This window comes from Cysteiniphilum litorale, assembly GCF_003428165.1.
Lineage (GTDB): Bacteria > Pseudomonadota > Gammaproteobacteria > Francisellales > Francisellaceae > Caedibacter > Caedibacter litoralis.
On sequence record NZ_QLIQ01000036.1, the window covers coordinates 1 to 26,046 of the forward strand.

Sequence of the window (26,046 nt, forward strand, 5' to 3'; positions counted from 1 at the left end):
CTGGCAACACGCGCAACTGGCAACATGAGGCTTTAGTTCATCTTAACCGGATAAATAATGATGATAATCTAAGCAAGATTAGTGCTTAGTGGAAAAAGTTAGGCGACAACTAGCTTGACACTTACCGCATGTGATGCTTTTGACTTTGATTCAAAACATTCAAAACTCTTATTAGTTGATAGAGAAAAGCTTATATTAACCTCTGCAGATCCCAAAAAGTCTAATAACTGGAAGGTCTCTAATAAAGAAAAGAGGAAGGGACAGCTAGAAATTGCGGCTACAATTGAAGGAAACTTTGAAAAAACACTTATACCACATTTGTATTCCTTGAATAAGGATTTTAAAACAACGTTTGACTCACTAAAGTTTAAACATGGCAAGGAAAATAAAAATGGGGAAGTAGAAGCGTTACTAATTAGTAAAAATGCGCTAGGAATGTTTAATCGGACATCTACAAAAACTGCTCCAGCAAAACAGGCTATGCTACATTTGTTATCTCGGCCCAATGAAGCCAAGACAATCATGACGCCAAATTTAAATGACTCAGACATTATCGAAGCAATTGCTCGAACAGTTGAGCAGGGTAATGAAGTGAGTATATACATACCTAAGTATAGAAATCATTTTGGTGAAGATTTACCTACTATGGGTGGGAGTAATGAAAAAACAATTAAAAAGGTTACTGAAAGACTAAAAGGAAAGATTCCTGATAAGCTTAAAATATTTTACACGATGGATGGTGATAAAAATTTTGGATCAAAAGAACGACTATCAGGGGAGGATATCCATCTAAAGTTTATGCGTTCTGGAGACTATGTTTTGATGGGAAGTTCCAATATGGACAAACAATCTACATATAACTCTGAAGAATGTGATGTGATATTTAAATCTAAGCAGCACGCTGAGCAATACACTGATCAACTTCTAACTGATATAAAGGATAAATCATTTTTATACAATGATATTGAAAACAACCTTAAAGCAGACTTGATTAATTTATATGATGAGTATAGAAAATCTGGAAAGACACACAAGGTGGCTTTACGCTTTCCTAGCGACATAAAAAAATCAATAAAAGAAATAGCTGACTATTTCAATAAAACACATGATTCTCTTGATTTTATTAAACAGTCAGACTTTATCGATTTTAAACAGAGGGCACTTGATATTTGTTGTAAAGCAGACCGACAAAAAAATCTTAAGTCTGATCTAGATAAAACCAATCTTGATAATGAGCCAGATACCACTGATCAGTTTAGGGATGACAAATTGGCGGCGATTAAAAGTTATATTAGTAAGCCAGATAACCTTGAAAGATTGAGCAATCGGTTAGGAAAAAATTTTTTTAATGATGAATTCGATATTACTGATTTGCAAAAAGAAAAAATTTTGGCAAAGTCCATCATAATCCCAAGAAGCAAGATACTTAATAAATTAAGCCAACTCTTAATGTCTAAAAATCTTCAACAGTTAAAGGAGGCTTTTAAAATGAATACATCTCAAGTATTGGGCTGGGGGAATTCCAATACTTTTGAGTTTTATTTCAAGAAGGGCCAAGAGGCTAAAGCAACGCAGAATGAACTGTGACTTCCCGGTGAGCTTGTGCTGAGTGAAATTTTTTGATTTTTTCGTAATTACCAAGTTGTATTCCTTGATAGATTAATGATTTTATTTGTGTTTTGTTTTACCACGTTTGACTGATCAGAAAATTCGATAAGAAATTAAATGTCAATGCTAGTAAAGGATCATAAATATTGCTAAAATGCCGCTGTAATTAAGACGAGTCTAAATTTATCCAAACTTAATTACGAGGTCATTTATGTTACGTATTACTGAAGAAGCCATCACTTTTGATGATGTGCTGTTGTCGCCTGGTTATTCCAATGTATTGCCGCATCAGGTTTCATTAGAAACGCATCTTACGCGTAAAATAAAACTAAAGATGCCACTAGTATCGGCTGCAATGGATACTGTAACCGAATCGCGCTTAGCGATTGCCATGGCGCAAGAGGGTGGCGTGGGTATTATTCATAAGAATATGCCTATCAAAGCACAAGCAGCTGAAGTACGCAAGGTTAAGAAGTTTGAAAATGGTATGGTTATTGATCCGATTACTGCTTCACCTGAAACAACGATACGTGAGTTGTTAACAATTACTGAACAGTATCATTTCTCAGGTGTCCCGGTTGTTAAGGGTAAAGCACTCGTTGGTTTGGTAACGTCACGTGATATTCGTTTTGCCAAAGACTTAACACAACCGATTTCAAGCATTATGACACCAAAAGAGCGTTTGGTAACAGTTAAAGAAGGCGCGCAAGAAGATGAGATTCAACGCTTACTACATCAGCATCGTATTGAGAAAGTATTGGTTGTCAATGACAGCTATGAACTTGTTGGTTTAATTACCGTAAAAGACATTCAGAAATCGATTGATAAACCCAATGCCTGTAAGGATGAGTTAGGGCGATTGGTGGTCGGTGCGGCTGTTGGTACGGCAGGAGACACTGAAGCGCGTGTCAAAGCATTGGTTGAAGCTGGTGTTGATGTTATTGTTGTTGATACCGCACATGGTCATTCACAAGGAGTACTTGATCGTGTGAAATGGGTGAAAACACATTTTCCAAAAGTACAAATTATCGGTGGCAATATTGCCACAGCGGAAGCGGCGAAAGCTTTAGTTGAAGCAGGTGCTGATGGTGTCAAAGTAGGTATTGGTCCTGGATCAATCTGTACAACTCGAGTTGTTGCTGGTGTTGGTGTGCCACAATTAACGGCAATTTCAAATGTCGTTACGGTGATGGCACCATTGGGCGTGCCTGTGATTGCCGATGGTGGTATTCGCTACTCCGGTGATATTTGTAAAGCAATTGCTGCGGGTGCCTCTGTTATTATGGTCGGTGGTTTGTTTGCAGGAACCGAAGAGTCCCCTGGTGAAGTTGAGTTATTCCAAGGGCGTTCATATAAATCATATCGAGGTATGGGCTCATTGGGTGCTATGGCAAAAGGTTCATCGGATCGTTATTTCCAAGATAGTGTTGATGCGAAGAAGCTCGTACCTGAAGGCATTGAAGGTCGCGTTCCATATAAGGGCACATTAGCTGCGGTAATTCATCAATTAATCGGTGGCTTGCGTGCCGGCATGGGGTATACCGGTTGTGCTACAATTCTTGAGATGAATACCAAGCCAACCTTTGTTAAAATAACAGGTGCAGGCTTTAACGAAAGCCATGTGCATAATGTGATGATCACCAAAGAGCCACCAAACTATCAATTGAAATAACTAAATAAAGGCAATTATTTCTACTATTTCTACCCTTATTTTATGATGTAAACGTTGGCTGAGCGTTAGTCGAAGCCAATTATCATTTCTGTATTTCCTTTCGACTTTGCTCAGGGTGCGATCAGGCTAATTTTGTTATGTAACTACTTGGTTGATATCAAAAAAAAGGGCGAAAAATAACAAAAAAAGCAGATTTGGAATCTAAGCGATTGTATCAGCATTAAAATTGCTCTATTGTATGCGGGTATTTTGTGTATCGTTAAATAATTTACCGCGATACAGTATTTATAAACCTTATTTTAAACTCAAAATAAAAGTGGAGTATTGGCTCATGAACGATAGATTGAAGATTAACGTTGGCTTGGCTGAGATGCTTAAAGGTGGCGTGATTATGGACGTTGTAACTGCAGAGCAGGCAAAAATCGCTGAAGAGGCGGGTGCTGTTGCGGTGATGGCGCTTGAACGCGTTCCTGCTGATATTCGTAAAGACGGTGGCGTGGCACGCATGTCAGATCCAAAGTTAATCAAAGAGATTATGGCAGCCGTGAGTATTCCGGTCATGGCAAAAGTGCGTATTGGTCACTTTGTTGAAGCACAGATTTTAGAGTCGTTAGGGATTGACTTTATTGATGAAAGTGAAGTATTAACACCTGCAGATGATGAGAACCATATTGATAAGCATGCTTTTAAAGTGCCTTTTGTCTGTGGTTGCAGTAATTTAGGTGAGGCATTGCGTCGAATTGGTGAGGGTGCTGCTTTGATCCGTACTAAGGGTGAAGCAGGAACGGGTGATGTGATTCAGGCGGTAAAACAAATGCGTGCATTAAATCGTCAGATCAAAGAAGTACAAATGGCGGATAGTGGTGAGTTAATGGCAATTGCTAAAAAACTAGCTGCACCTTATGAATTAGTAAAATATGTACATGAGCATGGCAAATTGCCTGTACCTAATTTTTCAGCCGGTGGTATTGCAACACCTGCTGACGCGGCAATGATGATGCAATTAGGTGCTGAAACTGTCTTTGTTGGCTCGGGTATTTTCAAATCGAATAACCCTAAAAAACGTGCCGAAGCAATTGTTAGCGCGGTCACACATTTCAATGATCCAGATGTGATTGCTAAAGTCTCAGAAGATCTAGGTGCACCAATGACTGGAATTAACTGTGATCATTTGTTGCCACACGAGATGTTTTCAGTTAGAGGCTAATAATGAACATTGGGGTACTTGCCTTACAAGGTGCGTATGATGCACACCAGAAAAAAATTGAATCACTGGGTGTTAACTGTATTTTAGTCAAAACAGAAGCCGCTTTAGCTAAGGTTGATGCACTGATTTTGCCAGGTGGTGAGAGCACAACAATGACGTATTTGCTGCAGAAACATCAACTTTGGCAACCATTGATTAAGCGTATGCAAGAGATTCCAGTTTTGGCAACGTGTGCTGGTGTGATTCTATTACAAAAAATGGGTGTATTGGATATCGATGTCATCCGTAATGGTTATGGGCGACAATTAGAAAGTGGTATTTTTCCTCTAAGTGTTAAATTTGACACAACAGAGGAAGAGGTCGAAGCTTTTTTTATTCGAGCACCGATTATTAATGCGGTTAATGATAAAGAAATCGATATCATGTCTTATCATTTAGATAAGCCAGTTTTAATTAGAAAAAATAAAATACTAGCAGCAACTTTTCATCCTGAGCTATGTCAAAGCTCGCCAATTCATAAATATTTTATCGATTTAATACGGCATTAGAAAGATTGGTTTTGCCAATCATTTGTTGATATAAGTGGCGATAGTTGTCTCTAGTGAAGGGAACGCTTAAATAACTCTCATTCTTCCTATCTCAGTATTAAGTCCAACATATTGCTTGATGATATTTAGATATTCTCTATTACCTCTGGTTCGCCTTACAGCAACAAAATAAATAGCGCCTAGCGTCTTAATTATCTCTTCATTAGGAATTTTTTTCAGATTTTTTTGCATTTGTTTAGCAACTTGTTTAAACCCTAATAGTATGGTCTCATTTTCTTCTTTTGGCTGAGTGTCTTGAAAATGATATTGATCTAAGAGTAATTCAATAATGCGAATAGCAGTCGGATCTTTAAGGCTCCATGAGGCTTCATAGTCATAATCACAAATAGCTGATTCAATCACCTCAGATATATTTTGTAGATATAAAGAGGCCTCCATTTCATTAGGAGAGTACGCAGTAATCTGTTTGTAGTTTCTACGAGGGGGTTGGTAATAAGAACATTTTGAACATGTGTTTTCTTTTCTAATGCTACCGCAACAGGCGCTGCATATAGAGGTAATATCTTCTAATAAGCAATTTCGCTTTGCTTTGCGATTACAGACAGGACATTTTCCCATATATTACTATCCTTAATTTTGTTATACCCAGAAATGATAATGCTTGTAGTTGTTTATGTTCGATACCTTCTCACCTTAATTGTTTTTATAGGGGTAAGTAATGTATATCCAACACTATCGGCTGGGGATTATAACATTTCTTTCAACGCGTGCAGCTAAATTTATTAAGCTAACATAGAAAAACATGCTTCAACTTATTCAAGGGGATATTTTGTGTCATAGTTCTAGGTGTATTACTTTGATTATTGCCTATTTTTGTTCATTGACTAGAAGGCAAGATTTTGCGATTATGCGCGCTTAATTTTTATGATTTTGATCATAATTTTTGATGAATGTAATGATTAGTGTGCTAGAAATGAGGTTTAGAGTGAGAAACTATTTATTAGGGTGGGTCTTATTGGCTTTGGCAAGTATGAGTTTTGCTGCAAATAATAATGAGAGCTCTGCAAAAGCAGCATCATCAGCGAATGCGGCAATTGGTCCTGAGTCAGCGCAAAAAGCAAATAGCTCAGATGATGAAGGGCAGGATTCCTCAGATAAATCAGGCAAGGACGAGAGCTTTTGGACATTCTTAAAAGGTACACAGCCGGATAATGCTGTTTACTTAGGGATGTTTACTTGGCATTTTAATCCTGAAAGTCGAGCGCATGACCGTTGGTCGAATAATTTGATTGGTGGAGTTTATAACAGTATCTTTGTTGGTACTTTGCTTAATTCATTCAGTGACCGAGCTTTTGTGGTTGGGGTGCAACGTAATCTCTATACTAATCAATTATCACAAAATAATCAGATAAATGTCGGTTATCGTTTAGGAATTATGTCAGGCTATGATCAAAGGATGTCAGATATTGCAAAATATTTACCTGTGTTGCCGATCCCTGAGCTTTATATTGATTATGCTTATAAAAACTTTGGTGCAGAATTATCTTATATTGGCGTGGTATTTACCGCGAAGTTTTTTATCCGTTTTTAACGTTTTTAACTTTAAGCAGTAACAAGCTCAAATGAATGCCCTTTGTGCGCATGGCGTGCACAAATAATAGCAAGTAACCCAATCACTAATACAAATGTCGCGAAATGAATGCTCGTCATTGTAAATTGTGTCAATAAGAAAGTTGCAATAGCGCCACCTAAGAAAGACATGAAGTTAAACAATGCCGCTGCCGATCCTGTGATATGATGCGGTGCACTTGATATAGCTCCTGCACTTGCTGTTGGGCGAATCATGGCGTAGCCTAGGGTTGTGATCCACATAGGCAATACTAAGGTATAGATATTACTTGTGAAGATGACATTTAATAGGATGGTTAACGCTGCACCTATCACCAGTAGTATTGCACCAGTAAGTACCAATTGGCTGATGCTAAAGCGTTTATTTAGTTTCGGTGCCAAAATAGACATAATGACAATTGCCAGTGAGTTAACAGCAAAAATGATCCCAAAGGCAAGTACTGAAAAGTGAAATACCCCGATAATCAGCATGCTACTTGCCGCAGCATATGAGAATAAAACACCATATGAGCAAGCGCTTGTTAAGATATAACCTTGAAAGCTTTTGATTTTAAGTAATGACAGATAATTATCATAAAGCTGTTTAGGTTTTGTCGCATGCATGTTTTTTTGTTGGATACTTTCCTTAAATAGAAAACTAATAACCAATAGATAAAATACGCCAAGTAACAGTAAAAACATAAAAGCACCATGCCAGCCAAATAGCTCTTGCAACACGCTACCAAGAAGTGGAGCAATCGCCGGACAAATACCAATAATCGCCATAATCATTGCCATTGCCTTAACTAGATCTTCTTTTTTATAGACATCACGAGCAATTGCCATCGCTGCAACAATGCTGCTGCATGTGCCTATCGCTTGAAAAAAGCGTCCAATAAGCAACATGTGAAAGCTTGTTGAGAAAACAATCATTAAGCTGGCTAAAGTATAAATAACAAGCCCAGTGACTAAAACAGGTTTTCTGCCAAAGCGATCAAGTAGTGGACCGTAAAAAAGTTGAGCAGTAGCAAGACCAATCATAAAAACGGTCATCACTAAGCCGATATGAGATGTATTAAACGTCTGTCCCATTTCAGGGAAGGAAGCAATAAATATATCATTTGCAAAAGGAGTGATAATGCAAACACTGAGAACCAAAAACATCATCTTATTTTTCATTCTATCCTCATTAGGTTTTTTATATAGGTATTAAATACCTGTTGACTATACTCTTGATGTACGTAAAATGCAATAAAAATTTTTGACTATGATTGAGTGTTTACAAAGAAATGATGACCATCACTTGAGCAAATTCTAAGGATGTTCTTGGAAATGCGAGAATGTGTGTGAAGCTTATAAGTGCCTATGCAAATATTATCAGGTGTCTTTTTGGATTCTCGGATCAAGTCCGAGAATGACAGTGAGTAGTCATATTCGGGCTTGACCCGAATATCCATTATTACCAAGGGATTATTGTTTGGGTATTTACTTATAACGTCAGTTATAAAGGCTTCGATTTACGCTCAGATAATGTTTATATAATAAAAAGAACAGAGGAAAAATATGGCAAGAGAAAATAATTCCTGTTATGCACTTTTGAGTTTACTTAACAAAAAAGAGTTATCCGGTTATGGTGTCAAAGCGCTTTTTGAAAAGATTGCCCATTTTTATTGGTCAGAAAGTAATGCGCAAATTTATCCGATGCTTAAGCAGTTAGAGGATCAAGGATTTGTAGAATCACGCTTAGATGAATCCAGTGGCAAACGTCAAAAGCGCATTTATGCAATTACAGAATCAGGTCGTGCGCACTTAATGCAATGGTTAATGCAGCCAATTAGTTATGGTGCTAAAGAACGTAATGAATTATTGTTAAAGCTAAGCAGTGGTTTTGCGATGGATAAAGTAGATGTTTTACAACATGTGAATAACTATATTACCCATTTGCAAATGCTACAGATTAAGCTTGCTGAAGTTGTTAGTCATATTAGTATTGATCATAACGGTAGAGAGGATCAAGATTATCTGTTATTAGTATATCGCTATAATGAAAAGCGTTTAAAAGCCGAGCTTGAGTGGGCAAAAGAGACGGTTCAAGCGTTACAGGCGATGTAAATTAAATAACACATCTCATAGGAAGGCACTAAAAATCATATCGTTTTAATCGTTTTTAAAGTTAAAACATGATAGGCTTTTACTTTAGTTATAAAAAGCCTTGATGACTTGCATTCTATGATAGAGACAGACCGTATTATCTCTGGTAATAAACAAAAAGAAGATCAGCAGATTGATCGTGCTATTCGCCCTAAAATGCTCAAAGATTATCATGGTCAGCCAGTGGTCAAAGAGCAGATGGAGATCTTTATTGAAGCCGCGAAAAAGCGTGCTGAAGCTTTAGATCATGTGCTTATTTTCGGTCCTCCTGGCTTGGGAAAAACCACACTTTCACACATTATTGCCAATGAGATGAATGTCTCACTAAAACAAACTTCAGGTCCTGTGTTAGAAAAAGCGGGTGATTTGGCTGCATTATTAACTAATCTTGAAGCCAATGATGTGTTATTTATTGATGAAATTCATCGCTTGAGCCCCGTGGTTGAAGAGGTTCTTTATCCGGCGATGGAGGATTACCAGTTGGATATTATGATTGGTGAAGGACCTGCGGCAAGATCAATTAAAATTGATTTGCCCCCCTTTACTTTAGTCGGAGCAACGACAAGGGCAGGGCTTTTGACCTCGCCACTTCGAGATCGTTTTGGCATTGTGCAGCGTTTAGAATTTTATTCAGTTAGTGATTTGGCAGATATTGTAATGCGCTCAGCTAAGCTATTAAATGTGACAATTGAAGCATCAGGCGCCAAGGAAATTGCAAAACGCGCGCGCGGCACGCCTCGTATTGCTAATCGCCTATTAAGACGTGTGCGCGATTATGCTGATGTGAAAGCCAAGGGTGTTGTTGATCACAAGGTTGCTGATAAAGCCTTATCATTGATTAATGTTGATCCGGTTGGCTTTGACCACATGGATAGACGTTATTTATTGGCGTTGATTGATAAATTCTCCGGAGGTCCTGTTGGCTTAGATACCATTGCCGCATCGATTTCGGAGGAGCGTGGCACGATAGAGGATATGATTGAACCTTATTTGATACAACAGGGCTATATTATGCGCACAGCACGAGGGCGCGTGGCCACTCACCATGCTTATCGACATTTTGATGTAGTCATGCCCGAGAAATTAAATGATTTGCAGCAGTTATCGTTAGATGATTAATATTAGGGCTAAGACTAAATATTTATCCACAAGTGCCCACCGTCCCTTCAGCATAAGTCGAAGCGATGCACTGAGCATTAGTCGCAGTGGGTGGGTTTGGGAGGATCACTCTTCATAGAGGCTTCGACTTACGCTCAGTCAACGTGGGCAGGAAGATGGTTATAGCCAATATGAGTTATTGTAAATAAAGCAAGTATACGAGGGGAAATTTTGGGTATTATTATTGGAATTATTTCAGGTATGTTATGGGGCTTAAACGATGTATTGACGAACGTTTACTCCGAGCAAGCCTTGTTTAGTACAGTAACTTTTGCGGTATTAGTATTTGCACTGATTTTATCCTTGATGCAGGATAGTTTTTCTTGTGCGGGGATTTATGGTTATCACGCGATGCGTGGTAGTTTTAAGACAAATATGATTAAAACTAGACATAAGAGCTTTTGGCCATTGATCATTGCCGCAGTTTGTGCGGGTCCCTTAGGAATGGTTGCAGGTATTATGGGTATTGCTTACGCGGGACCCGTTTACGCCGGTGTTGTCACATCATGCTATCCAGTTATTGCACTGTTATTAGCAATGACTTTATTGCGAGAAAAGCCAACAAAGATAAAGGTTGTTGGTATTATCTTATCAGTGATTGCGGTGATGTTTATCTCGATTGCCGGAGTGAGATCAGGTGCACCACATGTTTTAATCGGCTTGATTTTTGCCAGTTGTGCAATGCTAGGTTGGGGAGCTGAATCCATTTTGTTCTCAATCGCGCAAAAGTCATCAACACAAGATGTCTCATGGCTTTTAGCAGTGCGCCAAAGTGCTTCAGCGCTAAGCTACTTATTGATTCTTGCGATATTGCTTATTGTTGATTATCAGCAAACGTGGGCAGTAGTGAATCAGCTATTTTTACCGTTGTTAATTGTTGGTTGTGTGTTATCTGCCTCAACTTCATATCTTGCATACTATCATGCGATCAAACGCATAGGAGCGAGTCTTGGGACGACATTCAATGCCAGCTTTATATTTTGGGCAGGCATTTTTAGCGTATTATTTAATATCACGCATGTGCAGGAGTCGTTTATTTTGTGGAGTGTGGTGTTAATTATAGGGATTTACTTTGCCTCAAAAGGGAATAGGAAATATACTCAGGTTGCTTGTTAAAGAAGTTGCTAAAAAGTGCTAATGTTCTACACTTGGTTTGTCTATATAAAAGGAGTTTAGCGTAAGAAATGTCAGCATTATTTAATTTACTCAAACGCAGCAAAGTAGTTGTTAGTATTATTGTTTTACTGGCTATTGCTTATGTCGGTTATTTTTGGGCAACACGTTCAACCTCAACAGATAACGCTTATGTTGTTGCGAATATTCAATCAGTTGCAGCGGAAGTCTCAGGTAAAGTAGAAGAAGTTTATGTCAATAATAATCAAATGGTAACTAAGGGGACGTTATTATTTTCTTTAAATCCCAAGCCTTATGAGATGAAACTACAAGAGGTCAATTTGAACTTGCAGGCTTTACAAGTTGCTTATCTGGCAGCAAAGGAGTTATTAGCAAACTACGCACAAAAAGATTTGTTGCAACAAAACGCTAGTGAACTTCAGTTATTAAAAACAAAGGTTAACGCTGCAGAAATTAAAGTGCAGCAAGCACAATTAGCAGTTGATAATGCAAAATCTCAATTGGCAGCAACGAAAGTTTATGCCGTTGAAAATGGGATTGTTAGCAATTTATTTTTGGCTAAAGGGACTCTGGTGCAGGCCTATCAGAGCTTATTTTCATTTATTGACACCAATCAGTGGTGGGTGCAGGCTAATTTTAAAGAAACCGATTTGGCTGATGTTAAAAAAGGGGATAAGGCTACTATCCGTTTACGGATGTATATGGGCGATAAAGTCTATCAAGGAACAGTTGCTGATACAAATTGGGCAGTGGGCAGAAGAGCTGTCGACTCAGCTGATCTTTTGCAATCCGTGCCTCAAGAGAATCAATGGTTACTCTTGCCACAGCGTTTTCCGGTGATGATTAAAATAGATCATCCAGATCCAAAGTTTCCATTGCATGTCGGGGCAAGTGCGTATGTTACGATTGAACCGACAAAATAAAGGTAAATATCGCGATAGCTATACATTACCACAAGACCCTTATTTAGATATTGCTTATCATGTTATTGTTACCTTAGTGGCATTCTGCGTGTTGCTGATCTGTTATATGATTTTCCAATGGCCAGACTTTCTTATTTTCTTATTAATTTCGATATTACTAATTTTCATGAGTGCTTTTCCGCTTGGACAGTCGCGTTGGGGGCAAGTAAAAGCCTCATTGTGGATTAGTCTTGGACTCTGGCTTTGTTTCGCGGGTGTTTTTGCTGTTGTGGGCTCAAAGGGTTGGACTATATTTTTGGTACTCGTATTTTCTTTGAGCTATTATTTGCTGACACTTAAAGATATGAATTTGCGCTTATATCTTGGACTGGGAGTACTTTTTTTACCGATTTTTATTCATTTGGTTGATGATCCTACAATGATAGCGCCAGCCAATAGTATTCAGATGTTTATTAATTATAGCGTGGCAATGGTAATTTGTGCTTTGTTCTCTGTAGCCGTTGCAGTGATTCAACCGCGACGTTATGAAGCAAAGGTGTTGATTGCAATGACTGAATATATCTATGCATTAAGACGCATGTTAAGTAGCACAGATGAAAAAGGCTATCGTGATAATCTATATTGTATGTATCGTCATTTATATTATTTGCGTCAACAAAAGAAAAATCACCATAAGCACTTTACTACTGAATTTAATCAGATAATTGATGAATATGTGGATGTGGTTTATCAAATTGTGATGATTTACGTTTACATTATTAATAATCATGCAGTGAAATTACCATTTTATGAGGCATGTCTTAAAATTGATAATTTATTGGATCAAGATGATCTAGCAATCAAAGCAACAGCGCTTGAAAATCGAGCGTTTCGTTTGCAGTTACTTGAAGAAAATGTGCAATTAAAGAAAGCAATTGAGCGTGCAGATGCGCGCTTACAATTGTTGAATACGCTTTATATAAAAGTCAAAGCGTTAAGGAAGAAATATGCTTAGTATCATGGATCGTCTAAGCATTTATCGTGCGGTGAGAATCAGTGTTATGCTTACCGTTGCTGTTGCTGTATGGTTGATTTTTGATATTGAGCGAGGCTATTGGATCGCAATGACTTTGATGATTATTTATATGCCTTTTGAGCCTGGGCTTGTTAATAACCGTATCAAGATGCGCTTAATTGGTACGATTATTGGGCTTTTATTCGGCTTTATTTTGGTTGAAATAATCATGGCACATGTCACTTGGATTGTCTTTTTACCATTGCTGGTGCTTTTTGTACTTTATTTTTCAATGATCAATTATACCTATTCTGCCATGTTTGTGACGATTGCGGTTATGCTGCTTTATTCCGTGATGTATACCAAAGGGATGTCGCCAGCAACGTTTATGCTAGCGCGATTAGTGGATACCTTTGCCGCTTGTGCGATTTGCTTTGTTGCAGAAGTTTTTTTTAGACCAAGAAAGATGATCGCGCATGCTATTTTAAAGGACTTAGAAGATATCTTAGAAGCGTATGCCAAGCATTTTGCATTGATGTATCAATCATTTTCTGAGCAGAAATTTAGGAATATATCCGTTGAATATGCCACGAATTTTAATAATAGTCTCCTTAGCTTAAAGCAAGCAGCGGATCTTAATAAAACAAAGTTAAGACCAAAGCAACAACAGTTAATGGATGCTTGCCTTGAGCCTGTTTTTAAGATGCGTGTGAATTTAATTAGCTTGCATTATCTAGCCGAGTATAATCAAAAAGAAATGGAGTTGTTCATTGATCAAAATAAGACGATTTTTGAGACGATCTGTGATGATTTGAATCAGTTGCTAGATTATGATGTGTCGCGCCAATTTTCTTTAGATCAAGTATGTCAGAATAAGTGTTTCACCACGGATGTTGAAAAGGAAATTATACAGAATCTGCGATCTTTTGATCATCTGGCATATCAAGCGCAAAGTGCATTGATTCAGTTTAAACAAAGTGATGAATCAAAAAGAAGTTGAGTTTTAATGTCCCCCTCACCCGCCCAGATTCAAACTGAATGATCTCTCGCGCAAGGGGAGAGGTGCTCGCTGATGGTAGTTTATTTATAGATGAATTAGTATTATTGCTTGCTGATCAGGTAATCGTTGATTTGGCACAAAATCGCAGTATCTTCTTTTTTTAGTTCATTACAAGCTGCCTGCAGTGGCTCGCTGGAGATAAACACTAGTCGCTGCTCAAGCACTTTAATTTGCTCAAGTAAACCATCGCGCTTTTTTTGTAAATCTTGTAGCAATGGATCATTTTTAGCAAGAAGGGCAACATGATCGGGTGAACTGTTTTGATGTTGCTTCTGCGTGCTAAAGCTTACTTCCTGTTCTTGAAAGTGACGCTTTGGTTTATTGGGACGATGGTTGTGCTGTGATGCATTGTTGTTTCGTCCATGGGCGTTATTGATATTAGGGTGATTGTTGGTATTGCTTGCGTTGTCTGATTGTTGTTTAGATGTTGTCTCAGTTGGTTTTTTGCGTTTCAATGAGAGGGTTTTTCTAAATGGTGTATCTGTCATGAATAGTGTTCTTTCGTTATTTTAGGGTTATTAATTACTATTTTGATGTTTTAACCAAGTTATTGAGCAAGTATTATGCTTGCTTTTAAATTAGGCTGTCCTTATAATACACAGTTGATTGACAAGATCAATAAAAACAGTGCTCAAAACATGATTTGGTGGGGAGTTCCTGTTTAATAAACAAGTAATAAAAATATAAAAAAATCAAGATAAAGAGGAAAATATTATGCCTGCAACTATGCACTATGGCGATGCGCATAAACAAGATGCTCATCAGCAAGATTTACCATTGCGTGATCATATCAAAGAAGTGATTGCAACATACTATAAAAATATGGTTTCACAAGGTACTAAGCCGCAAAATGTTTATGAGTTGGTGATGGCTGAAGTTGAGTTGCCTTTGATTGAAGCAACGATGGAGTATACTGGTGGTAATCAAAGCCGTGCTGCAAAAATTCTAGGTATTAATCGTGGTACTTTCCGTAAGAAATTAGCGCATTACGGTATGTTGTAATCTCAATAATCCCAATATCTAAAGACTGCTATGTGCAGCCTTTTTTGTTTCAGATGATGTAATCTTTTAATTCATCAAAGTGCTCAATCACTGCAAGAGCATTTAAACTGTATAAATCCACCCCATTGGCATAGCCGTGACTTATAAGAATATAGGGCATATTATAGGCTTTAGCACAATAAGCATCATTGGCGGAATCACCAATCATAAGGCTTGTTGTGATATCAGCATTTAGTAGTTTAGCCGCATATTCCAAGGGAGCAGGGTTGGGTTTGTAATATGCTGTTGTATCACCACCAACAACGCAATCAAAGTATTGATCTAAACCTAAATGCTCTAGTGTTTTAATGGCATGCGCTTCTTCCTTGTTTGTTACGACTGCCATTTTAATCTTAAGCTCTTTAAAATGAGTTAATGCGTCAATAACGCCAGGGTAGATGTGTGTATGTTGTCCCATCGCTTGTTCATAATGATCTAAGGTGAGTTTCAAGGCATCATTGGCATAAGCGGCGACTTTGTCAGCTGCCAAATCAAGTAATAATATTTTTTGGGCTGTCGTTGGAAAGCCTTTACCAATAATGCTTGCTGTTGTTTGGTCAGAAATGGGATCTAGTGCAAAATGCGCGCGCATTTTATTAAGTGCATAGGTGATGTCGCTGACACTATTAATGAGTGTGCCATCAAGATCAAAAAAAAGGGTGCTATAGTGGGTTTTATTCATGGTGATGCTTTTTAAGAAGGTTATTTATCGCGTGTTTGATTTGACCATCTTCTAGCGTTTTTGCCAAGTTTTTAAATGCAGTTTGTGCGCTATTAGGCATGTGTGCTTCAGATGAACTTGCCTTTTGTTTTGGTTCAAATACAAGGACTAATTCTAAAGTGCTTAAGTCTTTAAAGTACTCATTGGTATTTAATAGTGCAATAAGATCTTTTTTAAGTTCACGAAATTTAGCGATCAATTCAGGGATTTCCGTTTTTAATACCAACTTTTTGCCATTGTAAAAACATACTTTAGTATGGTTGAAATAGGGAATGTCAAAATAAAGCAACTTTTGTTCGGTCGTTTTAATCAGTTCATGCTGTTGTTTAATGGTATGCAACAGCGAACCTTTTTTGTTTTTTCTGCTGTTTAAAAGCTCAGTGACAGACGCACTATACTTACGGATCATTTTGACGCACTTGGCTTTTGTTATGGTATAAGTTGCAGTATAATCCAAAACCAGTTATGTGGAAAAGCCTTATCTAGGATATCAATGATTATTAAAAAATTATTTGGCAGTCGAAATGACCGCTTGATTAAAAAGATGCAAAAGACAGTTAATAAAATCAATGCCTTAGAGCCAGAAATTGAGAAACTATCTGAGGCTGAGCTTAAGGCTAAAACCCTTGAATTTAAAGAAAGATTAGCCAAAGGCGATAGTCTTGAGCAATTGTTGCCAGAGGCCTTTGCCGTTGTAAGAGAAGCGGCAAAACGCGTTAAAGGTATGCGTCATTATGATGTGCAGCTTATCGGTGGAATGGTGTTGCATTCAGGTAAAATTGCTGAGATGCGAACCGGTGAAGGTAAAACGTTGGTTGCAACCTTGCCTGTATATTTAAATGCATTAACTGGCAAAGGCGTGCATGTCATCACGGTCAATGATTATCTAGCCTCGCGCGATGCGGAATTAATGGGACAAATTTATGGCTTCTTAGGGCTTACGACGGGTGTGATTATTGCCAATTTATCACCTGATCAACGTCGTGCTGCCTATGCTTGTGATATCACCTATGGTACGAATAATGAATTTGGTTTTGATTATCTGCGCGATAATATGGCGTTTAGCAAAGAAGAGCAGGTTCAACGCAGTCGTAACTTCGTGGTAATCGATGAGGTTGACTCGATCTTGATCGATGAAGCGCGAACGCCATTGATTATTTCAGGTGCCTCAGAAGATAGCTCGGATATGTATTTGTTGTTTAATCGATTGGTACCAACCTTGGTTAAACAGGAAAATGGAGAAGCAACCGATGGTGATTATTACTTAGATGAAAAATCAAAACAAGCTTATTTAACCGATCAGGGTCATACTAAGATTGAAGCAGCTTTGATTAAAGAAAGCGTATTAAATGAGGGAGATAATCTCTACTCACCACAGCATGTAACTAAAATGCATTATTTAAATGCTTGTTTGCGTGCTTATAGTTTGTATCAAAAAAACGTTGATTATATTATTCGTGATCAAGAAGTGATTATTATTGATGAAAACACGGGGCGTGCGATGGAAGGGCGCCGTTGGTCAGATGGTTTGCATCAAGCGATTGAAGCCAAAGAAGGCGTTAAAATTCAAGGTGAAAACCAAACGCTTGCATCAATTACATTCCAGAATTTCTTCAAACTTTATAATAAAATGTCAGGAATGACAGGAACGGCAGATACAGAAGCTTTTGAATTTCATGAAATTTATGGTTTAGAAGTGGTGGTTATTCCAACAAATCGTCCGCCGCAACGTCAAGATCATCATGATCGCATTTTTGGTGATCAAAAAGATAAATTTATGGCGATTGTTGATGATATCAAAGAGCGTGTTGAAAAAGGGCAGCCGATACTTGTCGGTACGGCATCGATTGAAACCTCTGAAATCTTATCGACACTTTTACGTAAGAAAAAGATTCAGCATGATGTATTAAATGCTAAACAGCATGCCAGAGAAGCAGCGATTATCGCACAAGCGGGTTACCCTGGAAATGTCACAATTGCAACCAACATGGCAGGTCGTGGTACGGATATTATCTTAGGTGGTAACTGGGAAGCGGAAATTGCTGAGATCGAAGAGCCAACTGAAGCACAAATTAATGAAATCAAAACTGCATGGAAAGCACGCAATAAACAAGTTATTGAAGCTGGTGGTTTGTGTATTCTAGGCTCGGAGCGTCATGATTCACGCCGCGTTGATAATCAGTTGCGTGGTCGTGCCGGACGCCAAGGTGATCCAGGTGAGAGTCGTTTCTATTTGTCGATGGATGATAATCTATTGCGTATTTTCGCCTCTGAAAGCTTAGCTAATCGCATGAAAAAAGCGCTTTCTGGTGGTGAGTCTATCCAATTTGGAATGATGACGCGCTTTATTGCTAAAGCGCAATCTAAAGTTGAGCAATACCACTTTGATATTCGTAAGAACTTATTGGAATATGATAATGTTGCTAATGAGCAGCGTTTGGTTATTTATAAGCAACGTGAAGAGTTACTAGGCAAAGATGATGTTTCTGACATCATTGCTAATATGCGCTATGACGTTGCTGAAAAACTATTCCATGATCATGTGCCAGCCGGTTCAATGGAGGAACAGTGGGATTTAGAAGGCTTGGAAAAAGCATTACTAGGTGACTTTTCTATTTCGCTAAGCTTACGTAAATTGGTTGCTGAAGATGATCATTTGCATGATGAAACATTAAAAGAGCTGGTAATTAAAGCCATTGTTGAAGAATATCAACAAAAGACAGAAAACCTTGAAGCGCAGTCTATTCGCCAATTTGAAAAAATCAGTCTAATGCAAGCCTTAGATACGCATTGGCGTGAGCACTTAAATGCGATGGATCATTTGCGTAATAGTATTAATCTAAGAGGTTATGCGCAAAAAGATCCTAAGAATGAATACAAAAAAGAGTCTTTTGAACTTTTCTCCAGTATGCTTGATAACTTCAAATATGAAGTGATTTCTAATCTTGCTAAGATCAGAATCCAAGCGCCAGAAGAAGCGCAGCGTATGGAAGAAGAGTGGAAAAACTCAATTAAAAATATTGAAGCCCAGCATGAGGATGTTTTAGCAGGTGGCTCTTCATCGATAACTGATGAAGAGAATGCACAAAAAGCACATCAACCGTTTGTGCGTGATGTGCCTAAAGTGAAACGTAATGATCCATGTCCTTGTGGCTCAGGCAAAAAATATAAACAATGCCATGGCGTGTTAGATTGATCTGATTTTTCTTTATTTCTTGTTATATTTTGTTAAAAGCAACCTGCAATATGTGTGCTTTTTAATCCCTCTTATAGTTAAAGCATTTTTTTCGCGGCAAAATGATATTTTTTGGCTGTGACGCTATTGTTATTAGATGTTAAATCAATTAATCTCTTGTTGGATATTAACCAACAGCTAATGAACAAAGTTTCAATATAGGGGGAAACGATTATGGCTGCAACAATGCATTATAAATTGAAACCGGATGAACAATCTGCTGAGACATTTCCACTACGTGAGGTTGTGCGTAAACGCGTACAGCATTACTATAAGATGGTCTCACAAGAAGGCTTAAATCCTGACGATGTATATGAATTAATTATGGAAGAAACAGAGTGCCCAATGATTGAAGCAACGATGGACTTCACAGGCGGTAATCAAAGTCGTTCTGCGCGCATTCTTGGACTTAACCGTGGTACTTTTCGTAAAAAGCTTGAGCAATACAATATGCTTGAAGCGGAAGATGAATCACCACTAAAATAATTCTTTTACTTACTCATTTACTTATTCATGATCAATAACACGCCCGTTGCTTGTGTTTCTATAACTATGAGTATTGTTATTTAACTCTTCATTTGTATTTTGGTTTGCCTTGTTAAGCATATCCTTAATGCGTTTTTTAACAATTAAGCCATAAATAACAAAGCATACGCCTAAGAAAAGAAAAAGTGGCAATAGCAGTACTGCAACGGCAATTAAGAATATCAGCTGTAAAGGGTGTAATTTTTTCATAGTTTCAATAAGCTTTATTTTTTCAATAGATCAAACTATATGCAAAAAAGGTAATGAATACTAGGTTTTACAGCAGAATATGCCGCTTGTGAGTCATTTTACGGTTGGTATTTTAGTGTTTATAAACGATAATATCCCACACGCCGTGATCTAGCCGCTGACCGCGTGCTTCAAACTTGGTCAATGGTCGATGCGCTGGGCGTGGTGCAAAACCATTGTGTGGATTATAAAGCTGACTATTTTCGGTAAATAATTCGAGCACTTCGTCAGCATAATTCTGCCAATCCGTGGCAAAATGAATAAAGCCCGCAGGTTCAAGCTTTTGTAGAATAAGTTCAATGAACTCAGGATTAACCAAACGGCGTTTGTGATGACGCTTTTTATGCCATGGGTCAGGGAAAAATATTTGCACACCTTGTAATGTATTATCTTTGATCATGTGTTTAAAAACTTCAACGGCATCATGTTGCATTACGCGTAGGTTGCCTAATGCGTTCTCGTGGATATGATCTAATATATTACCAATACCTGGTTCGTGGACTTCGATGCCTAAGAAGTTTGTTTGAGGCGCTTCTTTTGCCATGGTGACTAAGCTATTTCCCATCCCAAAACCAATTTCAACAACGAGCGCTTGAGGCGTTTTGTAGTATATATCAAAATTGGTTTCCTCAACTGTGTAAGGAATTTGATAAAGGTCGACATAATTATCTAATGCACGTTGTTGACGCACGGTTGTTCTGCCGGCACGCTTAACAAAGCTTTTGATGGTGCGCATAGGAGGTGTGTTGTTATCGCTCATTTTGTCTTGATGAAAATGGTCAGTCTAAAAAGTGCTATGGTAAAGCGCTAACCTAAAAAGCACAAGCTTAAAGTTTAGATCTTGTGTTGACTATAGTAATGGGGCAGGGTTAAATAGCACCTCTTTATGACAAAGACCAAGGAACTTGATCCGATGCGACAGGTATCTCAATCATCTCAAAGCATATCATATCGTTTTTTCTTACAAGCTTATTTGTTAATATTCTCAACAGAAGTGTTATTTGCGCTGATTAATCCTAGTTATGTGCAGCTATTTTTTGATGAAAAATCACCTTTTTGGTTAAGCATTGGCTCGCAACAGCAAGCAGGCATCTACTATGGTCTATTTTTACTAACTGGGCAAATAGCAGGGATTATTGCCAATGTGTTGTGGGGTCTTGTCTCGGATTATATTGGTCGCAAAAAAGTTGCGGTGATATCGATGCTAGCAGTGACAGTTACTGGGATTGGCGCACTATTTTCAGCTTATTTACATATGATTATCCTGTTTATTGTTGGCTATGTGCTTGGTCATCTTCTTTACGGTATGTTTCCAGTGGTGATTGCCAGTATTTCAAGTGCGGCACATAACGATAAACGCAAACTATTATGGGTGGGGCTACTACAATTTTTTACGGGACTTGCTTTTGTTATCGGTCCATTTGTCGGTAGTGTGATTATGGCACAAAGTAATAGTTTTATATCGCCGTATTATGTTATTACAGCGATCTCCATTATTTTGATATTTATTATTTGGTGTTGTTATAAACCAGAGCGCTATTATCAGCAGCAAAAAGTACGGAAAAATATACCCCTTATGCAGACGCTATGGCGATTAGTAAAGCAGAGAAAAATAGCTATTTTGATCGTGCTTTTATTGTTAGATCAGTTAGCTTGGGGCATGTATTTTCAGTTTATTCAACCAATTGCTAAACTCAAGCTTGGCTTTAACGTTGCCCAAATTGGAATATTGGTTAGTTTTATTGGTTTGTCTTTGATGATATCCGCTTTGATTCTGTTACCGATTTTGCAGCGTTTTTTAAGTTATCAGACGTTATTTATTACTGCGATTTTAGCAATGCTAGTTGGTACTTTAGGGGCAATGTTATTAGCATTATATCCAACGGATCATCAGTTGCTGGTCTATGTTGTAAGTTTTTTTATGGCATTTGGCGATATGGTGGTTTTTTCATTATTAGTTGTTGGATTTAGCAATGCGGTTGAGATCCGCTATCAGGGGTTTATTTCAGGCTTTTTATACACGCTTGCCAAAGGCTTTGGCTGGGGTGTATCAGGTGTGTTAGGCGGTGTCTTTATGACAATTAATACGGCTTGGTCGATGGGGTTTGCTAGTCTATGCCTGCTTGTGCTTTTGATTATTTTTATTAAAAACCATCAAGTTATTTATGATAATGATAATCACTAAAATGGGTGTTTAGACAAATAGCAGACTGTGTTTTGATCTTGTTGAAGGCTTGGGTAATAATTTTACAAAATCTTATATATTTTGCGTGACATTTTCGTTTAAAAGTTATAACTTAATTTCGTTGATAGCTAATCTTATTCCTGGGGAGGAAATATGAAACAGAGTAAATTAATACCCTCATTATTATTGTCAGCGCTTTTTATTGCAGGCTGTGGTGGTAGTAACTCACAAACGTCAAATAAATCATTAGATCAGGTTGCACCCAAAGGTAAAGATACTTTCGTGCGTGCAAATGCAGCTGAGCCTGATTCGTTAGATCCAGCGCATGCCCAAGATGTTTACTCAACAAATATCATGTATGACATTGGCGAGGGCTTGATGTCTGAGAATCAAAAGAATGAACCAGTGCCCGGTGTCGCTAAGTCTTATAAAGTATCAAAAGATGGTTTAACTTATACCTTTTATTTGCGGGATAATGCCAAATGGTCGAATGGCAAACCAGTTACGGCAGAAGACTTTGCTTATGCATTAAAGCGCGCGGTTAATCCACAAACTGCATCAGAGATGGCGTATAAGCTTGCACCAATTCAAAATGCCCAAGCAATCATGGATGGCAAAAAGCCAGTATCTAGCTTAGGCGTTAAAGTAATTAACGCGCATGAAATTGAAATAACACTTGATTATCCTGTCTATTATTTCCTAAGTATTATGGCAGATCCTGTGACTTATCCGGTTTATAAAGCGGGTGTTGAGCAATATGGTAAAGGATTTTTCCAAGCAGGTAAGCTTATAAGTAATGGTCCCTATGAGTTAAAAGAATGGGTGCCTAACGGTTATGTGCTTGTGACTAAAAACCCTTATTACTGGGATGCCGAGCACGTTAAAATTCAAAATGTGAAGTTTCTACCTATTGTTGATCGAAGTTCTGCATTAAATGCCTATGCATCAGGTCAGGTTGATTATGTGCAATATGTGCCAACAGTAAGTTTGGATGTGCTTAAAAAGCGCTATGGTACCGAGCTACAAAGTACACCGTGGCTTACGTTGGACTATTTAGATTTCAATATGACAAAGCCTCCTTTTAAGGATAATAAAGATTTACGCGAAGCTCTGTCTTTAGCCATTGATCGTGTGGCGTTAGCCAAAAATGTGGTAAATGATGGTAGCGTGCCAGCCTATAGTTTATTTCCGGCAGATATTGATGGCGGACGTTATAAAAATGTTATCTATGCATGGCATGATTGGTCACAAGAAAAGCGCATTGATTTGGCAAAAGAATTATACAAAAAGGCAGGGTATTCAGCAGATAACCCACTGGTTGTCTCATTGGACTATAATACCGACGGACGTCTAAAGAAATTAATGGAAGCGATTAGTCAAATGTGGGCACAAAACCTAGGGGTTAAAGTTAATTTGGCAAATTCTGAATTCAAAGTATTTTTGAAGCTGCGCCAATCGCATAGCTATGAAGGTGTTGCCCGCGATGGTTGGGTAGCTGATTTTGATACCATAGATAATTTTGCCAACATGTGGATGTGCACCAACCCACAAAATAACGCCGGATACTGCAATGCTGAATATGACAAGTTGATTACACAAGGACAAAAGCAATTAACAGCAGATTCAGCTATCCCGTACTATACAAAAGCATTAGATCTTATGCAAAATGATTACCCAAGCACACCGCTTATTGTGCAGCCGGTGGTTCACCTTGTGAAACCTTATGTCGTAGGTTATGAGATTCAAAACAACCATTTAGATCATTTTTATGACAAATGGTTGTCATTTAAATATCAGGCATAAACCTATAAAAGACTATGATGCTATTGTATTTATTATTTAAAATACATACGATAGCCGAATAGGAAATGCGCGTTTATTTGTTTGAAAGATGCGTTAAAACAACAAGGGAGAGATAATGTTTGGTTATATTATTCGACGTTTAGGTGGCGCCATCCCCACGTTATTTGTGGTGGTGCTTATTAGTTTTTTGATGGTGCATATGACGCCAGGTGATCCATTTGCAACAGAGCGTGCTTTGCCACCTGAAGTCTTGAAGCAATTGCATCACCAATATCATTTAGATTTGCCTTTGTGGAAGCAGTTTTTCTACTATATCAATGATTTGCTGCATGGTAATTTGGGTTACTCCTATAAATACCAAGGACAATCGATTAATCAGTTAGTTTTCCCTGATGGCGGGCAAGGTGGTTTCTGGGTGTCGGTGCAGTTGGGGATATTTAGTATTATTTTGGCAAGTATTTTTGGCATTATCTTTGGCATATTCTCTGCTTTAACGCGTAATACAAAACTCGGCTTTGTCGATCGTATTATTGGTGTGATTGCGATGCTTTTTATTTCAACACCAATTGTGGTGACAGCCCCCTTAGCGGTACTTATTTTTGCGGTAATTTTAGGTATATTCCCAGCAGGTGGCTGGGGGAGTTGGAATGACTTGGTTTTACCGGTTATTGTCTTAGCAATCCCTTATATTGCGATTATCACGCAAATCACAAGAAGTAGCTTGATTGAGATCTTAAGCTCGCCATTTATTCGTACGGCAAAAGCCAAAGGGCTTTCGATGCCGCGTATTGTATGGAAACATGCTTTAAAGCCATCATTAATGCCTGTGGTATCATTCTTAGGTCCGGCAGTTGCTGGTATTTTAACAGGATCAGTGGTCGTTGAAACCGTATTTACCATTCCTGGTATTGGCGTGCAAGTGGTACAAGGGGCAACAAACCGCGATTACAATTTAGTCTTAGCATTAACGATTATCTATAGTTTATTAGTGATCTTATTTAACTTGATCGTTGATATTGTTTATGCCTTTTTAGATCCAAAAATTCGTTATTAGAGAGAGCTGAAAAATGGCAAAGAGTTTTACAATTGAACAAAAAAAGAAGAACGCAAATTTTCTAGAAGAAGTTGCAAACACCTCACATGAGCAAGCCTTTAAAGGACGAAGCTTATATTATGACGCTTGGATGCGTTTTAAGAAAAATAAAATTGCGATGATCAGTTTAGTAATATTGCTGCTGATTGTCTTAGCAGTTGTGGTGTTACCATGGTTTTCACCATATACCTATGCGTATCAAAATCTACTCGAAGTCTATCAAGCACCTAGTGCAACTCACTGGTTTGGCACGGATAGTTTAGGACGCGATGTCTTCACACGAGTGATGATTGGTGGGCGCGTGACCCTTGAAATTGGTTTGGTAGCGACACTGGTCAGTGTGATTATTGGCACACTAGTTGGTGCTACTGCTGGGTTTTTTGGTGGCAAAATCGATAACATTCTCATGCGTATTGTCGATGTGCTTTATGGCTTACCTTTTATGTTTTTTGCCATTTTATTGGTGACATTATTTGGTCGAAATTTTGTATTGGTTTTTATCGCTATTGGTGCGGTCAGTTGGCTGGATATGGCGCGAGTCGTGCGTGGGCAGACTTTAGGTCTAAAAAGCAAAGAGTTTATTGAAGCTGCTTATGTTTGTGGTGTCAGTGAAAGAGTAATTATCACACGTCATATTGTCAGAAATCTTATTGGTATCATCGCTGTTTATATTACGCTAACTGTACCGGTTGTTATTATGACGGCAGCATTCTTAAGCTTTTTAGGTCTGGGTGTTCAGCCACCAATGACTGATTGGGGTGGATTGATTAGTGATGGCGTGCAAGTGATTGCCTTTAATTATTGGTGGGTATTGGTGATTCCGTCGATCTTCTTAACGGTCACCTTACTATGCTTTAATTTCGTCGGTAATGGTTTACGAGATGCGCTTGATCCGCGCGAGCACCGCTAGGAGGAAATATGTCACTATTAGAAGTAAAAGACTTAGAAGTAAAATTTAAAACCAATGATGGATTGGTTAGTGCAGTTAATAAAATTAACTTTAGTAGGACTTACGCATTGATGACAGCGTGATTATGTGCTAGTTCCCCTGTATACTTACCAAAAATGGATGTTGATAGGCTTTAACCAAGCATGACAAGAGCAATAACACGACCACCAACAGCTCAATGT

The 26,046-nt window shown here is 38.2% G+C and carries 25 protein-coding genes; 18 read left to right on the forward strand and 7 right to left on the reverse strand.

Annotation, left to right across the window (positions count from 1 at the left end; genetic code table 11):
- Positions 1 to 114: 114 nt before the first annotated feature.
- The 4 genes from DNJ75_RS11905 to pdxT all read left to right on the forward strand — a co-directional run bounded on the left by DNJ75_RS11905 (position 115) and on the right by pdxT (position 5,035).
- Positions 115 to 1,587: a phospholipase D-like domain-containing protein gene (locus DNJ75_RS11905; protein ID WP_117003678.1), complete on the forward strand. Its 1,473-nt coding sequence runs from the start codon at positions 115 to 117 to the stop codon at positions 1,585 to 1,587.
- 232 nt (positions 1,588 to 1,819) lie between these two features.
- Positions 1,820 to 3,280, forward strand: a complete 1,461-nt coding sequence (guaB, locus tag DNJ75_RS11910; protein WP_117003679.1) for an IMP dehydrogenase — start codon at positions 1,820 to 1,822, stop codon at positions 3,278 to 3,280.
- 331 nt (positions 3,281 to 3,611) lie between these two features.
- Entirely contained in the window at positions 3,612 to 4,487 is an 876-nt protein-coding gene (gene pdxS, locus DNJ75_RS11915) for a pyridoxal 5'-phosphate synthase lyase subunit PdxS (protein WP_117003680.1), read from the forward strand.
- A 2-nt stretch (positions 4,488 to 4,489) separates the two neighbouring features.
- The gene (gene pdxT / locus DNJ75_RS11920) at positions 4,490 to 5,035 is read left to right on the forward strand and encodes a pyridoxal 5'-phosphate synthase glutaminase subunit PdxT (protein WP_117003681.1); all 546 of its coding nucleotides are present in this window, start codon (positions 4,490 to 4,492) and stop codon (positions 5,033 to 5,035) included.
- A 66-nt stretch (positions 5,036 to 5,101) separates the two neighbouring features.
- On the opposite strand, the gene DNJ75_RS11925 is transcribed toward pdxT, so the two are convergent.
- The gene (locus DNJ75_RS11925) at positions 5,102 to 5,653 is read right to left on the reverse strand and encodes a hypothetical protein (protein ID WP_117003682.1); all 552 of its coding nucleotides are present in this window, start codon (positions 5,651 to 5,653) and stop codon (positions 5,102 to 5,104) included.
- Positions 5,654 to 6,020: 367 nt separating this feature from the next.
- Between DNJ75_RS11925 and DNJ75_RS11930 the strand changes: the two genes are divergently transcribed.
- Positions 6,021 to 6,626 carry a hypothetical protein gene (locus DNJ75_RS11930; protein ID WP_117003683.1) on the forward strand — a complete coding sequence of 202 codons (606 nt, stop codon included), beginning with the start codon at positions 6,021 to 6,023 and terminating at the stop codon, positions 6,624 to 6,626.
- A gap of 11 nt (positions 6,627 to 6,637) precedes the next feature.
- On the opposite strand, the gene DNJ75_RS11935 is transcribed toward DNJ75_RS11930, so the two are convergent.
- On the reverse strand, positions 6,638 to 7,822 hold the full coding sequence (locus DNJ75_RS11935; protein ID WP_117003684.1) for a multidrug effflux MFS transporter: 1,185 nt from the start codon (positions 7,820 to 7,822) through the stop codon (positions 6,638 to 6,640).
- A 384-nt stretch (positions 7,823 to 8,206) separates the two neighbouring features.
- On the opposite strand from DNJ75_RS11935, the gene DNJ75_RS11940 reads away from it, so the two are divergent.
- The 6 genes from DNJ75_RS11940 (at position 8,207) to DNJ75_RS11965 (ending at position 14,003) form a co-directional block, all read left to right on the forward strand.
- On the forward strand, positions 8,207 to 8,755 hold the full coding sequence (locus DNJ75_RS11940) for a PadR family transcriptional regulator (RefSeq protein WP_117003685.1): 549 nt from the start codon (positions 8,207 to 8,209) through the stop codon (positions 8,753 to 8,755).
- Between the two features lie 117 nt (positions 8,756 to 8,872).
- On the forward strand, positions 8,873 to 9,913 hold the full coding sequence (gene ruvB / locus DNJ75_RS11945; RefSeq protein ID WP_117003686.1) for a Holliday junction branch migration DNA helicase RuvB: 1,041 nt from the start codon (positions 8,873 to 8,875) through the stop codon (positions 9,911 to 9,913).
- A gap of 210 nt (positions 9,914 to 10,123) precedes the next feature.
- Positions 10,124 to 11,068, forward strand: a complete 945-nt coding sequence (locus DNJ75_RS11950) for a DMT family transporter (RefSeq protein WP_117003687.1) — start codon at positions 10,124 to 10,126, stop codon at positions 11,066 to 11,068.
- A gap of 68 nt (positions 11,069 to 11,136) precedes the next feature.
- Positions 11,137 to 12,009, forward strand: coding sequence for an HlyD family secretion protein (locus DNJ75_RS11955; protein WP_117003688.1), 873 nt, complete (start codon positions 11,137 to 11,139; stop codon positions 12,007 to 12,009).
- Positions 11,984 to 13,003 carry a hypothetical protein gene (locus tag DNJ75_RS11960; protein ID WP_117003689.1) on the forward strand — a complete coding sequence of 340 codons (1,020 nt, stop codon included), beginning with the start codon at positions 11,984 to 11,986 and terminating at the stop codon, positions 13,001 to 13,003. The genes DNJ75_RS11955 and DNJ75_RS11960 overlap by 26 nt, the downstream gene beginning before the upstream one ends.
- On the forward strand, positions 12,996 to 14,003 hold the full coding sequence (locus DNJ75_RS11965; protein WP_117003690.1) for an FUSC family protein: 1,008 nt from the start codon (positions 12,996 to 12,998) through the stop codon (positions 14,001 to 14,003). The genes DNJ75_RS11960 and DNJ75_RS11965 overlap by 8 nt, the downstream gene beginning before the upstream one ends.
- A 101-nt stretch (positions 14,004 to 14,104) precedes the next feature.
- On the opposite strand, the gene DNJ75_RS11970 is transcribed toward DNJ75_RS11965, so the two are convergent.
- Positions 14,105 to 14,551: a hypothetical protein gene (locus DNJ75_RS11970; RefSeq protein WP_117003691.1), complete on the reverse strand. Its 447-nt coding sequence runs from the start codon at positions 14,549 to 14,551 to the stop codon at positions 14,105 to 14,107.
- Positions 14,552 to 14,777: 226 nt separating this feature from the next.
- On the opposite strand from DNJ75_RS11970, the gene DNJ75_RS11975 reads away from it, so the two are divergent.
- Positions 14,778 to 15,065 carry a helix-turn-helix domain-containing protein gene (locus DNJ75_RS11975; RefSeq protein WP_117003692.1) on the forward strand — a complete coding sequence of 96 codons (288 nt, stop codon included), beginning with the start codon at positions 14,778 to 14,780 and terminating at the stop codon, positions 15,063 to 15,065.
- A 49-nt stretch (positions 15,066 to 15,114) separates the two neighbouring features.
- On the opposite strand, the gene DNJ75_RS11980 is transcribed toward DNJ75_RS11975, so the two are convergent.
- Positions 15,115 to 15,786 (reverse strand): HAD-IA family hydrolase, encoded by a 672-nt coding sequence (locus DNJ75_RS11980; RefSeq protein WP_117003693.1) that lies wholly within the window; start codon positions 15,784 to 15,786, stop codon positions 15,115 to 15,117.
- Positions 15,779 to 16,234: a hypothetical protein gene (locus DNJ75_RS11985; protein WP_150469039.1), complete on the reverse strand. Its 456-nt coding sequence runs from the start codon at positions 16,232 to 16,234 to the stop codon at positions 15,779 to 15,781. Before DNJ75_RS11985 ends, DNJ75_RS11980 begins: the two co-directional genes overlap by 8 nt.
- A gap of 84 nt (positions 16,235 to 16,318) precedes the next feature.
- Between DNJ75_RS11985 and secA the strand changes: the two genes are divergently transcribed.
- Both secA and DNJ75_RS11995 read left to right on the forward strand, forming a co-directional pair.
- A complete protein-coding gene (gene secA / locus DNJ75_RS11990) occupies positions 16,319 to 19,021 on the forward strand; it encodes a preprotein translocase subunit SecA (protein ID WP_373282853.1) in 2,703 nt (900 codons plus the stop codon).
- A gap of 213 nt (positions 19,022 to 19,234) precedes the next feature.
- Positions 19,235 to 19,546 carry a helix-turn-helix domain-containing protein gene (locus tag DNJ75_RS11995; protein WP_117003696.1) on the forward strand — a complete coding sequence of 104 codons (312 nt, stop codon included), beginning with the start codon at positions 19,235 to 19,237 and terminating at the stop codon, positions 19,544 to 19,546.
- Positions 19,547 to 19,567: 21 nt separating this feature from the next.
- On the opposite strand, the gene DNJ75_RS12000 is transcribed toward DNJ75_RS11995, so the two are convergent.
- Positions 19,568 to 19,795 (reverse strand): hypothetical protein, encoded by a 228-nt coding sequence (locus tag DNJ75_RS12000; protein ID WP_117003697.1) that lies wholly within the window; start codon positions 19,793 to 19,795, stop codon positions 19,568 to 19,570.
- Positions 19,796 to 19,907: 112 nt separating this feature from the next.
- Entirely contained in the window at positions 19,908 to 20,594 is a 687-nt protein-coding gene (trmB, locus tag DNJ75_RS12005) for a tRNA (guanosine(46)-N7)-methyltransferase TrmB (protein ID WP_117003698.1), read from the reverse strand.
- A gap of 126 nt (positions 20,595 to 20,720) precedes the next feature.
- Between trmB and DNJ75_RS12010 the strand changes: the two genes are divergently transcribed.
- From DNJ75_RS12010 to DNJ75_RS12025, 4 genes are all read left to right on the forward strand, one after another.
- On the forward strand, positions 20,721 to 22,019 hold the full coding sequence (locus tag DNJ75_RS12010) for an MFS transporter (protein ID WP_117003699.1): 1,299 nt from the start codon (positions 20,721 to 20,723) through the stop codon (positions 22,017 to 22,019).
- Between the two features lie 153 nt (positions 22,020 to 22,172).
- The gene (locus tag DNJ75_RS12015; protein ID WP_117003700.1) at positions 22,173 to 23,822 is read left to right on the forward strand and encodes a peptide ABC transporter substrate-binding protein; all 1,650 of its coding nucleotides are present in this window, start codon (positions 22,173 to 22,175) and stop codon (positions 23,820 to 23,822) included.
- Between the two features lie 115 nt (positions 23,823 to 23,937).
- Complete coding sequence (locus DNJ75_RS12020) at positions 23,938 to 24,876, forward strand: ABC transporter permease (RefSeq protein ID WP_117003701.1); 939 nt, start codon at positions 23,938 to 23,940, stop codon at positions 24,874 to 24,876.
- A 13-nt stretch (positions 24,877 to 24,889) separates the two neighbouring features.
- A complete protein-coding gene (locus DNJ75_RS12025; RefSeq protein ID WP_117003702.1) occupies positions 24,890 to 25,825 on the forward strand; it encodes an ABC transporter permease in 936 nt (311 codons plus the stop codon).
- Positions 25,826 to 26,046 lie beyond the last annotated feature (221 nt).

Excerpts from the sequence above, each read along its gene's own strand:
- DNJ75_RS11955 (WP_117003688.1), top strand. The coding sequence starts at position 11,137 with ATGTCAGCATTATTTAATTTACTCAAACGCAGCAAAGTAGTTGTTAGT.
- pdxT (WP_117003681.1), top strand. The coding sequence starts at position 4,490 with ATGAACATTGGGGTACTTGCCTTACAAGGTGCGTATGATGCACACCAG.
- DNJ75_RS11995 (WP_117003696.1), top strand. The coding sequence starts at position 19,235 with ATGGCTGCAACAATGCATTATAAATTGAAACCGGATGAACAATCTGCT.
- guaB (WP_117003679.1), top strand. The coding sequence starts at position 1,820 with ATGTTACGTATTACTGAAGAAGCCATCACTTTTGATGATGTGCTGTTG.
- DNJ75_RS11985 (WP_150469039.1), bottom strand. The coding sequence starts at position 16,234 with ATGATCCGTAAGTATAGTGCGTCTGTCACTGAGCTTTTAAACAGCAGA.
- DNJ75_RS12010 (WP_117003699.1), top strand. The coding sequence starts at position 20,721 with ATGACAAAGACCAAGGAACTTGATCCGATGCGACAGGTATCTCAATCA.
- secA (WP_373282853.1), top strand. The coding sequence starts at position 16,319 with ATGATTATTAAAAAATTATTTGGCAGTCGAAATGACCGCTTGATTAAA.
- DNJ75_RS11925 (WP_117003682.1), bottom strand. The coding sequence starts at position 5,653 with ATGGGAAAATGTCCTGTCTGTAATCGCAAAGCAAAGCGAAATTGCTTA.
- DNJ75_RS11940 (WP_117003685.1), top strand. The coding sequence starts at position 8,207 with ATGGCAAGAGAAAATAATTCCTGTTATGCACTTTTGAGTTTACTTAAC.
- DNJ75_RS12020 (WP_117003701.1), top strand. The coding sequence starts at position 23,938 with ATGTTTGGTTATATTATTCGACGTTTAGGTGGCGCCATCCCCACGTTA.
- trmB (WP_117003698.1), bottom strand. The coding sequence starts at position 20,594 with ATGAGCGATAACAACACACCTCCTATGCGCACCATCAAAAGCTTTGTT.
- DNJ75_RS11970 (WP_117003691.1), bottom strand. The coding sequence starts at position 14,551 with ATGACAGATACACCATTTAGAAAAACCCTCTCATTGAAACGCAAAAAA.
- pdxS (WP_117003680.1), top strand. The coding sequence starts at position 3,612 with ATGAACGATAGATTGAAGATTAACGTTGGCTTGGCTGAGATGCTTAAA.
- DNJ75_RS12015 (WP_117003700.1), top strand. The coding sequence starts at position 22,173 with ATGAAACAGAGTAAATTAATACCCTCATTATTATTGTCAGCGCTTTTT.
- DNJ75_RS11975 (WP_117003692.1), top strand. The coding sequence starts at position 14,778 with ATGCCTGCAACTATGCACTATGGCGATGCGCATAAACAAGATGCTCAT.
- DNJ75_RS11960 (WP_117003689.1), top strand. The coding sequence starts at position 11,984 with ATGTTACGATTGAACCGACAAAATAAAGGTAAATATCGCGATAGCTAT.
- DNJ75_RS12000 (WP_117003697.1), bottom strand. The coding sequence starts at position 19,795 with ATGAAAAAATTACACCCTTTACAGCTGATATTCTTAATTGCCGTTGCA.
- ruvB (WP_117003686.1), top strand. The coding sequence starts at position 8,873 with ATGATAGAGACAGACCGTATTATCTCTGGTAATAAACAAAAAGAAGAT.
- DNJ75_RS11980 (WP_117003693.1), bottom strand. The coding sequence starts at position 15,786 with ATGAATAAAACCCACTATAGCACCCTTTTTTTTGATCTTGATGGCACA.
- DNJ75_RS12025 (WP_117003702.1), top strand. The coding sequence starts at position 24,890 with ATGGCAAAGAGTTTTACAATTGAACAAAAAAAGAAGAACGCAAATTTT.
- DNJ75_RS11965 (WP_117003690.1), top strand. The coding sequence starts at position 12,996 with ATGCTTAGTATCATGGATCGTCTAAGCATTTATCGTGCGGTGAGAATC.
- DNJ75_RS11935 (WP_117003684.1), bottom strand. The coding sequence starts at position 7,822 with ATGAAAAATAAGATGATGTTTTTGGTTCTCAGTGTTTGCATTATCACT.